The organism is Variovorax sp. GW531-E2 (assembly GCF_059423125.1).
On sequence record NZ_JBWKXQ010000046.1, the window covers coordinates 39,286 to 50,603 of the forward strand.

At 69.1% G+C, this 11,318-nt stretch carries 11 protein-coding genes; 5 read left to right on the forward strand and 6 right to left on the reverse strand.

Features of this window, described 5'->3' with window-relative positions; all coding sequences use genetic code 11:
• Nucleotides 1-16: 16 nt before the first annotated feature.
• The 4 genes from AC07XP_RS23030 to AC07XP_RS23045 form a co-directional block, all read right to left on the reverse strand.
• A complete protein-coding gene (locus AC07XP_RS23030) occupies nucleotides 17-826 on the reverse strand; it encodes an ABC transporter ATP-binding protein (RefSeq protein WP_070063125.1) in 810 nt (269 codons plus the stop codon).
• Nucleotides 823-1,746, reverse strand: a complete 924-nt coding sequence (gene ntrB / locus AC07XP_RS23035) for a nitrate ABC transporter permease (protein ID WP_495265968.1) — start codon at nucleotides 1,744-1,746, stop codon at nucleotides 823-825. Before ntrB ends, AC07XP_RS23030 begins: the two co-directional genes overlap by 4 nt.
• Before the next feature lie 13 nt (nucleotides 1,747-1,759).
• Nucleotides 1,760-3,007, reverse strand: a complete 1,248-nt coding sequence (locus tag AC07XP_RS23040) for a CmpA/NrtA family ABC transporter substrate-binding protein (RefSeq protein ID WP_062475451.1) — start codon at nucleotides 3,005-3,007, stop codon at nucleotides 1,760-1,762.
• Between the two features lie 320 nt (nucleotides 3,008-3,327).
• Complete coding sequence (locus AC07XP_RS23045) at nucleotides 3,328-4,593, reverse strand: nitrate- and nitrite sensing domain-containing protein (RefSeq protein ID WP_495265969.1); 1,266 nt, start codon at nucleotides 4,591-4,593, stop codon at nucleotides 3,328-3,330.
• 100 nt (nucleotides 4,594-4,693) lie between these two features.
• Between AC07XP_RS23045 and tsaD the strand changes: the two genes are divergently transcribed.
• Complete coding sequence (gene tsaD / locus AC07XP_RS23050; RefSeq protein WP_159271055.1) at nucleotides 4,694-5,755, forward strand: tRNA (adenosine(37)-N6)-threonylcarbamoyltransferase complex transferase subunit TsaD; 1,062 nt, start codon at nucleotides 4,694-4,696, stop codon at nucleotides 5,753-5,755.
• Here tsaD and AC07XP_RS23055 read toward each other — a convergent pair.
• Both AC07XP_RS23055 and AC07XP_RS23060 read right to left on the reverse strand, forming a co-directional pair.
• Nucleotides 5,691-6,449 (reverse strand): alpha/beta hydrolase, encoded by a 759-nt coding sequence (locus AC07XP_RS23055; RefSeq protein ID WP_307588906.1) that lies wholly within the window; start codon nucleotides 6,447-6,449, stop codon nucleotides 5,691-5,693. The genes tsaD and AC07XP_RS23055 overlap by 65 nt on opposite strands.
• 190 nt (nucleotides 6,450-6,639) lie before the next feature.
• Nucleotides 6,640-7,008, reverse strand: a complete 369-nt coding sequence (locus AC07XP_RS23060) for an Hsp20/alpha crystallin family protein (RefSeq protein WP_159276089.1) — start codon at nucleotides 7,006-7,008, stop codon at nucleotides 6,640-6,642.
• 127 nt (nucleotides 7,009-7,135) lie between these two features.
• Between AC07XP_RS23060 and AC07XP_RS23065 the strand changes: the two genes are divergently transcribed.
• The 4 genes from AC07XP_RS23065 to AC07XP_RS23080 all read left to right on the forward strand — a co-directional run.
• Nucleotides 7,136-8,419 (forward strand): branched-chain amino acid ABC transporter substrate-binding protein, encoded by a 1,284-nt coding sequence (locus AC07XP_RS23065; RefSeq protein WP_062475434.1) that lies wholly within the window; start codon nucleotides 7,136-7,138, stop codon nucleotides 8,417-8,419.
• Between the two features lie 5 nt (nucleotides 8,420-8,424).
• Nucleotides 8,425-9,618, forward strand: a complete 1,194-nt coding sequence (locus AC07XP_RS23070; protein WP_495265970.1) for a pyridoxal phosphate-dependent aminotransferase — start codon at nucleotides 8,425-8,427, stop codon at nucleotides 9,616-9,618.
• Nucleotides 9,619-9,629: 11 nt separating this feature from the next.
• Entirely contained in the window at nucleotides 9,630-10,430 is an 801-nt protein-coding gene (locus AC07XP_RS23075; RefSeq protein ID WP_495265971.1) for a helix-turn-helix transcriptional regulator, read from the forward strand.
• 83 nt (nucleotides 10,431-10,513) lie between these two features.
• On the forward strand, nucleotides 10,514-11,318 hold an 805-nt coding region (locus AC07XP_RS23080), incomplete at its 3' end, for a DMT family transporter (RefSeq protein ID WP_495265972.1).

The following is an 11,318-nucleotide window of genomic DNA, read 5'->3' on the forward strand; positions in this document are numbered from 1 at the left end:
TGCCGCGCCTGCGGGGTCAGGCCGCGGCCTTCTCCACATGCGCCTGGCGCGTGTAGAGAAAATCGATCACCGCCTTGCGCGCATGCACATAGGCCGGGTCTTCGGCCAATGCGACACGGTTGCGCGGCCGCGCGATGTCCACCGCCAGCACGTCGCCGATGGTGGCGGCCGGGCCGTTGGTGAGCATCACGATGCGGTCGCTCAGCAGCACGGCCTCGTCGACGTCGTGGGTGACCATGACGACCGTGCTGCGCGTCTTCTGCACGATGGCCAGCAGCTCGTCCTGCAGCTTGGCGCGGGTGAGGGCGTCGAGCGCGCCGAAGGGCTCGTCCATCAGCAGCACCTTGGGCTCCATCGACAGCGCCCGCGCGATGCCCACGCGCTGCTTCATGCCGCCCGAGATTTCGCCGGGGCGCTTTTGCGCCGCGGGCGTGAGGCCCACCAGCGCGAGCGCCGCGTCGGTGCGCTCGCGCAGCTGCGCCTTGTTCTCGGTGGCCGCGAACACGCGCTCGACCGCGAGGTACACGTTCTCGAAGCAGGTGAGCCAGGGCAGCAGCGAGTGGTTCTGGAACACCACGGCGCGCTCGGGCCCCGGGCCCTTGATCTCCTTGTTGGCGCACAGCAGCACGCCCTGCGTGGGCGTGGTCAGGCCGGCGATGAGGTTCAGCAGCGTCGACTTGCCGCAGCCCGAGTGTCCGATGAGCGTGACGAACTCGCCCTTGGCCACGTTCAGGTTCACGTCGCGCAGCGCGACGAAGCGGCCCTTGGGGGTCTTGAACGCCTGCTCGACGTTGTGGATCTCGATGTACTTCGAATCGTCGTTCATGACTTCACCTCTTCGAACGTGAATGCGGTGGCGAGCTTGATGAGCGCGAACTCCAGCACCAGGCCGACGATGCCGATCACGAAGATCGCGATGATGATGTTGGCGACGTTGAGGTTGTTCCACTCGTCCCACACCCAGAAGCCGATGCCGACGCCGCCCGTGAGCATCTCGGCCGCGACGATCACCAGCCACGCGGTGCCCACGGCCAGGCGCACGCCGGTGAGCATGTAGGGCAGCACGGCGGGAAAGAGGATCTTGGTGAGGATCTTCCATTCGCTGAGGTTGAGCACCTTGGCCACGTTCATGTAGTCGCTGGGCACGCGCTGCACGCCCACGGCGGTGTTGATGACCATCGGCCAGATCGAGCAGATGAAGATGGTCCAGATCGCGGCCGGGTTGGCGCCCTTGAACACCAAGAGGCCGATGGGCAGCCACGCGAGCGGCGACACCGGGCGCAGCAGGCTGATCAGCGGGTTGAACATGCGCGAGAGGAACTCGAAGCGCCCGATGGCGAAGCCGGCCGGAATGCCGACCGCCGCCGCCAGGCCGAAGCCCAGCGCCACGCGCTGCAGCGACGACAGCACGTTCCAGCCCACGCCTTGGTCGTTCGGCCCCTTGCTGTAGAACGGATCGCTGAACACCGTGAGCGCCTGCTGCCAGGTGGCCAGCGGCGAAGGAAAGCCGGTGGTGCTCTTCATGGCGACGATCTCCCACACCAGCACCAGCAGGCCGAAGCCCAGGAACGGCGGGAGCACGCGCATCCAGAAGGCGCGCAGATCGAGGGGCGTGCGGGTGCGGGGCACGGGTGCCGCCGCAGCGACTGCAACGGTGGGGGCGGGTGCCAGGGGCCTGGACACCACGGGCGCGGTGACCTGCGAGGCCACGGCGTCGAGCGGGGAATGGAAGACAGCGCTGACCATGGTGCGTTTCTCCTCAGACATGGAGCTTGAAAGACTCGGCGTACTTCTTCGGGTCCTTGCCGTCCCAGACGGTGCCGTCGAAGAGCTTGCTGGTGCGCAGCACGTCCTTGGGCACGGGCGTCTGCGTGGCGGCGGCGGCCTGCTTGTAGATGTCGATGCGGTTGATCTCGGTGGCCACCTTCAGGTAGTCGGGGTGCTCCTTCAGCAGGCCCCAGCGCTTGTGCTGCGTGAGGAACCACATGCCGTCCGACAGGTACGGGAAGTTCACGGCGCCGCCGTTGTAGAACTTCATGTGGTTGGGGTCGTCCCAGCTCTTGCCCAGGCCGTTGGTGTAGCGGCCCAGGATGCGCTGGTTGATCGCGTCCACGCTGGTGTTGACGTAGCTCTTGTCAGCAATGGTCTCGGCCATCTTGTTCTTGTTCTGCAGGCCGGTGTCGATCCACTTGCCGGCCTCGAGGATCGCGGCCGTGACGGCGCGCGCGGTGTTCGGGTACTTCTTCGTGAACTCCGCGGTGCAGCCCAGCACCTTCTCGGGGTGGTCCTTCCAGATGTCCTGCGTCGTGATGCCGGTGAAGCCGATGCCGTCCATGATCGCGCGCTGGCCCCAGGGCTCGCCCACGCAGTAGCCGTCCATGTTGCCCACGCGCATGTTGGCCACCATCTGCGGGGGCGGCACGGTGATGTTCTTCACGTCCTTGAACGGGTCGATGCCGGCCGAGGCGAGCCAGTAGTAGAGCCACATGGCGTGCGTGCCGGTGGGGAAGGTGTGGGCGAAGGTGTACTCGCCCTTTTCCTTGGCGATGAGCTTGGCGAGCGAGGCGGCATCGACCGCGCCCTTGTCGGCCAGCTTCTTGGACAGCGTGATGGCCTGGCCGTTGTTGTTCAGGGTCATGAGCACGGCCATGTCCTTCTTCGGGCCGCTCACGCCCAGGTGCATGCCGTAGACCAGGCCGTAGAGCACGTGCGCCATGTCGAGGTCGCCGTTCACGAGCTTGTCGCGCACGCCGGCCCAGCTGGCTTCCTTGCTCGGCACGATCTTCACGCCGTACTTCTTGTCGATGCCCAGCACCGAGGCCATCACCACGCTGGCGCAATCGGTCAGCGGGATGAAGCCGATCTTCACTTCTTCCTTCTCGGGCTTGTCCGAGCCCTGGGCCCAGACGGCGGCACGCAGCGCGGGGTCGATGCCCACGGCGCCGAGGGCGGCGGCCTGCAGCACGCGGCGCCGGCTCAGTTTGGTTTTCAGCAGCAGATCGGACATGGGCGGGGCTCCAGAAGTGAAAGACAAAAACGAAAAGGCGTCCGCACCGCGCAGGGGCTGCTCGTGAACGAGCCCTTGCGGGATGGGGACGCCTTTGTCCGGTTCGGTGGGCCGCACCCGCCGTTGGGTGCAACCTGCCTTTGAGACCTTGCGGTCCCGTGCCAAGGACTACGCAAGCGACGTGCCAGCTCGAACCTGCCGTTGGAAGCTATGGAAAAGATAGCTGGCAGGGCGCGCCGGTGCAGGGGAAAGTTCCAGCCGGCCTGCGAAACTGGGCGACGCACAGTTGTTGTGCGCTGCACCAATCCAAGCGGCCCGGCTCAGCGCCGCGGTGCAGGCTCGAGCGGCAGGTAGTCGGCCATGGCCAGCATCGACTCGGCCACGTCGACGAGGCGGCGCTTCTGGTTCATGGCGGTCTGGCGCAGCATCTTGTGCGCCTCGGCCTCGCTCAGGCGCCGGTGCGCCATCAGGAGGCCCTTGGCGCGCTCGACGATCTTGCGTTCGTTGAGCGAGGCCCGCACGGTGTCGAGTTCGTCGCTCATGGCCTGCAGGCGCTGCGACTGCTCCTGGACCATGTCGAGCACCGAGCGTTCGAGGTGGCGCCCGAGCTGCGCGGGCGTGGCATCCTGCGCCTGCTGGGCATCGTCGAAGAAGAGCGCGCCGCCGGCCTGCGGGGCCAGCGTGCCGAGCAGCTGCCGGTAGGCCGCCAGCTCGCTGCGCGCCTGCGCGGTCTTGTGGTCGCACAGCGCGCGCAGGTCGGCCGAGAGGCGGTTCTCGACCGTCTGCATGGCATCGATGCGCCGCGTGCAGCAGTCGAACCAGGCCTGGCTCAGCAGCGCGTCGGCCGGCACCGAGGTGGCGCCCTTGCGGCGCAGGCGCTCGAGTTCGGCCAGCACGGCGTCCGACTGGCTGTCGTGCCACAGCGTGCGCACCGCGTCGCCCGAGAAATCGATGAAGACCTGGAAGCAGCGCTCCTGCGACTCGATGAGGTGCCGCCATTGCTGGCGCTGCGCCTCGTCGCCACGGCCCAGCGCGAGCGCGGCGGCGCCGAAGGCCCGCTCCTGGCCGGCGAACTCCTTGCCCTGCATGAAGTTGAACATCGCCACCAGCAGGCGCGAGATCTCGGGGTCGGTGGCGCCGTCGGCCGCCTCGAACACCACCGCCAGCAGGCCGGCCACCAGCTTGGCGAAGGCGGCCACGGCCTGCGCCGGCTGGAGTTCGAGCGCGTCGATGCGCCGGCGCAGCGCGGGCAGGGCGTCCAGGCCGGGCAGCACCCAGGCGATGCGGCTGAACAGGCGCGCGCCATGGCCGGCGCCCACCGCGCGGTGGTGCTCGGCCTCGAGCCGGTCGAAGCCGGCGCGCACCTGCTGCTCGAGCGCCAGGCATTCGGCGATCTGCGGGCCGCGCTGGTCGGCAAAGCGCCCGCCGTGCGAGGCCAGGAACACGTTCGACATGCCGCGCTCGCGCTGCAGCGCATGCACGAGCCGCCCGATGGCGCCGACCAGCTCGCTGGTGCGCGCGAGCTGGTCCAGCGCGTCGATCTCGCATCGGCGCGCGGCGATCAGGAAGCTCAGGCCGGAAGTCATTCGTGGGGGCGCGGAAGGGGCGCCTTCCGCTCGTGCAACTTCCGTGCCTTGCTTGCCCCTTCGCGGGCGCCGCCGGCGGGCGGCCCCTACACTCGGCGCCATGCTCTTGTTGGGAATCGAATCATCCTGCGACGAGACCGGCGTGGCGCTGGTCGAGTCGCACGGCGACGCGCTGCCGCTGCTGCGTTCGCACGCGCTGCACAGCCAGATCGCCATGCACCAGGCCTACGGCGGCGTGGTGCCCGAGCTGGCCAGCCGCGACCACATCCGCCGCGTGCTGCCGCTCACCGAAGCCGTCATGGCCGAGGCCGGGCGCTCGCTGGCCGAGATCGACGTGGTGGCCTACACGCGCGGCCCGGGCTTGGCCGGCGCGCTGCTCGTGGGCGCGGGCGTGGCCTGCGCACTGGGCGTGGCGCTGGGCAAGCCGGTGCTGGGCGTGCATCACCTCGAAGGGCATCTGCTGTCGCCGTTCCTCAGTGCCGATCCGCCTGAATTCCCGTTCGTCGCGCTGCTGGTGTCGGGCGGCCACACGCAGCTGATGCGGGTCGACGGCGTGGGGCGTTACGAGCTGCTCGGCGAGACCATCGACGATGCGGCCGGCGAGGCCTTCGACAAGAGCGCCAAGCTCATGGGCCTGCCGTATCCCGGCGGCCCCTGGCTCGCGAAGCTGGCCGAAGGCGGCGACGCCGCGGCCTTCAAGCTGCCGCGACCGCTGCTGCACAGCGGCGACCTCGATTTTTCGTTTGCAGGGCTGAAGACGGCCGTGCTCACGCAGGCCAAGAAGCTCGGCGACCAGCTCGAGGCGCGCAAGGCCGACCTGGCCGCTTCCACGCAGGCGGCGATCGTCGAGGTGCTGCTGAAGAAGTCGCTCGCGGCGCTGGACCAGACCGGCCTGAAGCGGCTGGTGGTGGCCGGCGGCGTGGGGGCCAACAAGAACCTGCGCGAGCAGCTGAACGCGGCCTGCGCCAAGCGCAAGGTGCGCGTGCATTACCCCGAGCTGCACCTGTGCACCGACAACGGCGCCATGATCGCCATGGCGGCGGCGATGCGGCTGCAATCAGGCCTGTCGCAGGCCTCGGAGCGCTATGCCTTCGACGTCAAGCCGCGATGGCCGATGGCATCGCTGATGACGCCCGAGACGCCGCTGCCGGAAACCGCATAGCCGGCTGCGGCCGTGCGCGCCCCAGCGAGGGCAGCGGCAGCACGTCGAGCACGTTGCGCCACAGCTGGCGCCACTCGGGCCAGTCGTGGCCGCCTTCGGTCGTGAACACACGCCCCGGGGGCAGGGCGTCGGCCAGCAGCTTGTGGTTGCTGGCAAAGCGGTCGGCCAGGCCGAAACCCAGGTACAGCGGCGGCAGGTCCTGGGAAGGCTTCGGCGCCAGGTACTGTTGGAAGAAGGGCCAGAGCTTGCGGTCGGGTTCCTCGTCGGGCTGCGGCCCGGTGGGCGCCTGCCAGGCGCGCAGGCCGCCGGCCTTCTTGATTTCCGCACCGAGCACGCGGCGCCCCAGGTAGGGCGCCAGCGCCACGATGCCGTCCACCGAGCCCGGCCGCGCCAGTTCGTGGATCAGCGCGCCGAATCCGCCGATGGAAATGCCGACCAGCCAGATCGAGGTGTAGCCCTTGGCGCGCTGCGGCTCGATGACGTCGGCGTGCAGCCGCTCGCTGAGGGTCTGGTCGTAGTAGTAGGAGACGTCCGCATCGACCAGCAGTGCGTCGGCTGCGAGGTGCCGCTCGCGCACGGCGCTGATGAAACCCTCGCGCTCGAACTCTTCGGGCTTGAGGTAGGCCCCTGGCAGGAAGATCAGGAGCGTGTCGGACCGTTCGTTGTCATTGGCTGACTGCAGGTGCGTTTTCATGGTGCCTTGAGGCACACCCGCTGTCCGCACCGCCCGGGAACTCGATGCGTTTACGAGATGCCCACGAAGAAGAAAGTACTAATAAATCGTCACATCATGTGACGTTATCCGGCACTATTGTGAATACGGCGCTTGTTTAAAGTCAAAACAAGCTGTCACTAACATTTTCTTCGTGGGGGCATCGCCGGGACTAGTTGATCTGCAAGTTCGAAACCTGGCTTGCCGGCACCAGCTTGCCGAGCTTCAGGGTCAGCACGCCGTTCTCCAGCTTGGCTTCGCTGGTGGCCAGGTCGATGGCTTGCGGCAGCTCGTAGGCGAGCTTGATCTGTCGCTTGGCTTCGGCCTTGCTTTCGATGCGGACCACGGCGCCTTCGATGGCCACCGACAGGTCTTCACGCGACAGGCCGGGCACGTCCAGCGACAGGGTCCAGCTCTTGTCGTCCTGCTCGACCAGAGGCGAGCGGCGGGCGCCGGCAAAAGCCTCGTTCACGAAGCGCTCGAAAGCGCGGTCGTGGGCACGGGGAGCGAAATGCGCGCGGTGGGTGGGGGTGAAGAACATGGCGAAAACTCCAGGGTGAATGAACACAATGGGGACATGGAATGTGTGTCCCTTACACTGCGCGGCCTTTCCATCGTGAGTGCCGCTTGACACCTCATCTAGGCGCATCGGCACGCGTTTCAAGACAATGAAAACCCCCTTTATTTGGCGCCGCCAGGCCTTGAAATTCGCAGCGGCGGCGCTATGCGCGACCCCGTTCGCCGGCCTGGCCCAGGCCCCGCAACCCGCCCCCATCCGGCTGGCGCTCATCGAGAGCATGAGCGGCCCGTTTGCCAACACCGGCGAGGCCGTGTTCCGCAACCTGCAGTGGGCCGTGGAGCGCGTGAACGCGCGCGGCGGCGTGAAGCTGGCCGGCGGCGCGCGGCCGCTGCAACTGGACCGCTACGACAGCAAGGGCCAGAACGAAGAGGCGCTGTCGGCGCTGCGCGCGGCCATGGACGACGGCACCCGCATCGTGCTGCAGGGCAACTCGTCGGTGACGGCGGCGGCGCTGATCGACGCCATCGACAAGAACAACGAGCGCGACCCGTCGCGCCGCGCGATCTTCCTGAACTACTCGGCCGTCGATCCGGTGCTGACCAACGAGCGCTGCAGCTTCTGGCACTTCCGCTTCGACGCCCATGCCGACATGCGCGTGGCCGCGCTGATGGACGTGGTCAAGGACGACGCGGCGCTCAAGCGCGTCTACCTGATCGGCCAGGACTACAGCTTCGGCCAGGCCGTGCTGCGCGAGTCGCGCCGCCAGCTGGGCGTGCAGCGCCCCGACGTGGAAATCGTCGGCGACGAGCTGCACCCCATGGGCAAGGTGAAGGACTTCGCGCCCTACGCCACCAAGATCCTCGCCAGCGGCGCGCAGGCGGTGGTCACTGGCAACTGGGGCAACGACCTCACGCTGCTCGTGAAGGCCGCGCGCGAAGCCGGCTTCAACGGCAGCTTCTACACCTTCTACGGCAATGCGCTGGGCGCGCCGGCCGCCATCGGCGACGCGGGCATCGGCCGCGTGGTCGCCGTGGCCGACTGGCTGCCGAACGTGCAGACGCCGCAGTCCGAAGCCTTCTATCGCGCCTTCCGCACGCGCTTTCCGCGCCCGGCCGACGACTACGTGCACATGCGCATGCAGCTGTTGGTCGAGTCGCTCGCGCAGGCGCTGGAACGCGCGGGCAGCACCGAGGCCGTGCCGCTGGCGCGCGCACTGGAGCAGGCCGACGTGAGCCTGTACGGCCAGCGCGGGCGCATGCGCGCGGCCGACCACCAGTTCCAGCAGCAACTTGTAGTGGGCGTGATGGACAAGCAGGGCAAGCCCGGCGTGCAGTTCGACGTCGAGGGCTCGGGCTACGGCTTTCGCGTGATCAAGACGATCGCGCCCGAACGCGCCGAGCAGCCCACCTCTTGCAAGATGAAGCGCCCCTGAGGTGCATGACCCCGACAGCACAGGAACCCCCCGACATGCGTGAAGCCATCCACCACCTCGAAGCCTCGAAGATCCGCGAAGTCGCCAATGCCGGCATGGGCCGCGACGACGTGCTCGCCTTCTGGTTCGGCGAGAGCGACGAGGTCACTCCCGAGGTGATCCGCCAGGCGGCCATCGAATCGCTGCAGCGCGGCGAAACCTTCTACGCGCACAACCTCGGCTTGCCCGAACTGCGCGAAGCCATCGCGCGCTACACCAGCCGCCTGCACCCGACGGTCGACGCCTCGCGCATCGCCGTCACCTCGGGCGGCGTGAGCGCGCTGATGCTTGCGGTGCAGGCGCTGGTCGACGCGGGCGACGACGTGGTCGCGGTCACGCCCGTGTGGCCCAACCTCACGGCGCAGCCGGCGATCATGGGCGCGCAGGTGCGCACCGTGCCGCTGGTGCCGGTGAACGGCCAGTGGACGCTCGACCTGCCCGCCTTGCGCACGGCGGTCACGCCGAAGACGAAGCTGCTGATCGTCAACGCGCCGAACAACCCCACGGGCTGGACGATGACGCGCGACGAGCAGCAGGCCGTGCTCGACCATTGCCGCGAAACCGGCACCTGGATCCTGGCCGACGAGGTGTACGAGCGCCTGTACTTCGAGCCCACGCCGAATGGCTGTGCGCCGAGCTTCCTCGACATCTCGACGCCCGATGACCGCCTGGTCGTGACGCACAGCTTCTCGAAGAGCTTCCTCATGACCGGCTGGCGCCTCGGCTGGCTGGTGCTGCCGCCGGCGATGGTCGACGGCATCGGCAAGCTGATCGAGTTCAACACCTCGTGCGCCAGCGTGTTCACGCAGCGCGCCGCCATCGCGGCGCTGGAGCACACGGCCGACATCACGCCGCGCGTGGTCGCGCACCTGAAGCAGTGCCGCGACACGCTGGTGCCACTGCTGGCGGCCGTGCCGGGCGTGCAGGTGGCGCCGGCCAAGGGCGGCATGTACGCCTTCTTCCGGCTCGAAGGCTTTGGCGATTCGCTCGAGCTCGCCAAGCGCCTGGTCGCCGAAGCCGGCCTGGGGCTCGCGCCGGGCAACGCCTTCGCGCCCGAGGCGCAGGGCTGGCTGCGCTGGTGCTTCGCGTCGAAAGACCCGCAGCGGCTGGTGCAGGGCGTCGAGCGGCTGCGCGGCTGGCTGGCGAAGCAGGCGCGCTGAGGTTTTCCGGCATGGCGTCGCCGTCGAGCTCCGCGCCTGTCGATGCCGTGCGCATCCGCGGCTCGGCGCTGCCGGGCCTGCAGGCGATCGCGGCCGAATCGAAGCGCAGCTTTCCGCGCCACATGCACGACGTGTTCGGCATCGGCGTGATGGACCGCGGCGGACAGCGCTCGGCCAGCGGGCGTGGCGCGGTCGAGGCGGTGCGCGGCGATGTCATCACGGTGAATCCGGGCGAGGTGCACGACGGTGTCGCGATGCGCGGCGAAGCGCGGGCGTGGCGCATGCTGCATCTGGCGCCCGCGCTGCTGTCGGACGGGGTGCCGACGGGGTTCGAGTTGACGCGGCCGGTCTTGAGCGATCCGGCGCTGCGGCTGGGCTTCGACCGACTGTTCGCGGCCGTCGTTGACGGCGACGACGCGCTGGCGCTGGAGCAGGGCGTGCTGCAGCTGCTGCGCGATGCGCCTGGCGCGCGGGCCCCGGAATCGCCGAAACGCGTGGCACCGGAAGCGATGGAGCGTGCGCGTGCACGCATCGCCGACGATTGCCTCCACGTGCCCACGCTCGCCGAACTTGCACGCGAGGCCGGTCTGAGCCGCTACCAGCTGCTGCGCGGCTTTGCTGCCGCCTTCGGGCTGCCGCCGCATGCCTGGCTGCAGCAGTGCCGGCTGTCGCGTGCCCGCCGGCTGATCGCGCAGGGCAGGGCGCTGGCCGATGCCGCGGCCGGCGCGGGCTTCTCTGACCAGAGCCACATGACGCGGGCTTTCGTGCGCTTCCTGGGGTTCACGCCCGGGGCGTACGCGGCGGCGCGCTAGCTCGATTCCTGCAATTTCGTTCAAGACCGCCGCGCCCGTGGCGGGAGACGCTCGCGCTTTCTGCAAAATGGAAGGCGATCAGCATGTCGGAACGAAGCAAGGGAATGTGGCTGTGCGCGCTCGCGATGGTCACGGTCGGCAGCACGGTGGTCGCGAGCAAGCTCATCGCCAGCGGCTTGCCGCCGTTCACGGCGACCGCGCTGCGCTTTGCGCTGGCGCTGCCCGTGTTCGTGGCGCTGATGGGGTTCCTGCGCGTGCGCTGGCCGCACCCGGACCGCCACGACGCCTTGCTACTGCTGGGCCAGGCGGCGGCGGGCAGCGTGGGCTACACGGTGCTGCTGATCCTGGGCGTGCGCTGGGCACCGGCCGCCGATGCGGGCGTGGTGACCGGCACGCTGCCGGCCATGGCCGCGCTGGTGGCCGTGCTGGCGCTGCGCGAGCGGCCGGGGCGCTACCTGGTGGGCGGGATCGTGCTCGCGAGCCTGGGCGTGCTGGCGATCACGCTGCGTCCGGGCGACGGAGGTGGCGAGCGCACGTCGACCGCGCTGCTCGGCAACCTGCTGGTGCTGGGGGCGGTGGCGCTCGAGTCGCTGTTCATCCTGCTCAACAAGCGGCTGCGCGTGCCGCTGGCGCCGCTCGTGCAATCGACCGCGATGGTCGCGCTGGGGCTGCTGCTGTCCGTGGTTCCTGCGCTGCTGGAGCGCGCCTGGCTTCAGCCGGTGCCGGCCGAGGCGCTGGCCGGGGTGGCCTACTACGCGCTGGTGCCGACGGTGGCGGGCTTCCTGCTCTGGTACGCGGGCGCCGCCCGGCTGCGGGGCGCCGAGGCGGCGCTGTTCACGGCGCTGATGCCGGTGTCGGCGCTGGTCTTGGCGGCGTGGTGGCTGGGGG

Excerpts from the sequence above, each read along its gene's own strand:
- AC07XP_RS23055 (WP_307588906.1), bottom strand. The coding sequence starts at position 6,449 with ATGAAAACGCACCTGCAGTCAGCCAATGACAACGAACGGTCCGACACG.
- AC07XP_RS23030 (WP_070063125.1), bottom strand. The coding sequence starts at position 826 with ATGAACGACGATTCGAAGTACATCGAGATCCACAACGTCGAGCAGGCG.
- AC07XP_RS23070 (WP_495265970.1), top strand. The coding sequence starts at position 8,425 with ATGACCCCGACAGCACAGGAACCCCCCGACATGCGTGAAGCCATCCAC.
- AC07XP_RS23060 (WP_159276089.1), bottom strand. The coding sequence starts at position 7,008 with ATGTTCTTCACCCCCACCCACCGCGCGCATTTCGCTCCCCGTGCCCAC.
- AC07XP_RS23075 (WP_495265971.1), top strand. The coding sequence starts at position 9,630 with ATGGCGTCGCCGTCGAGCTCCGCGCCTGTCGATGCCGTGCGCATCCGC.
- tsaD (WP_159271055.1), top strand. The coding sequence starts at position 4,694 with ATGCTCTTGTTGGGAATCGAATCATCCTGCGACGAGACCGGCGTGGCG.
- ntrB (WP_495265968.1), bottom strand. The coding sequence starts at position 1,746 with ATGGTCAGCGCTGTCTTCCATTCCCCGCTCGACGCCGTGGCCTCGCAG.
- AC07XP_RS23065 (WP_062475434.1), top strand. The coding sequence starts at position 7,136 with ATGAAAACCCCCTTTATTTGGCGCCGCCAGGCCTTGAAATTCGCAGCG.
- AC07XP_RS23045 (WP_495265969.1), bottom strand. The coding sequence starts at position 4,593 with ATGACTTCCGGCCTGAGCTTCCTGATCGCCGCGCGCCGATGCGAGATC.
- AC07XP_RS23040 (WP_062475451.1), bottom strand. The coding sequence starts at position 3,007 with ATGTCCGATCTGCTGCTGAAAACCAAACTGAGCCGGCGCCGCGTGCTG.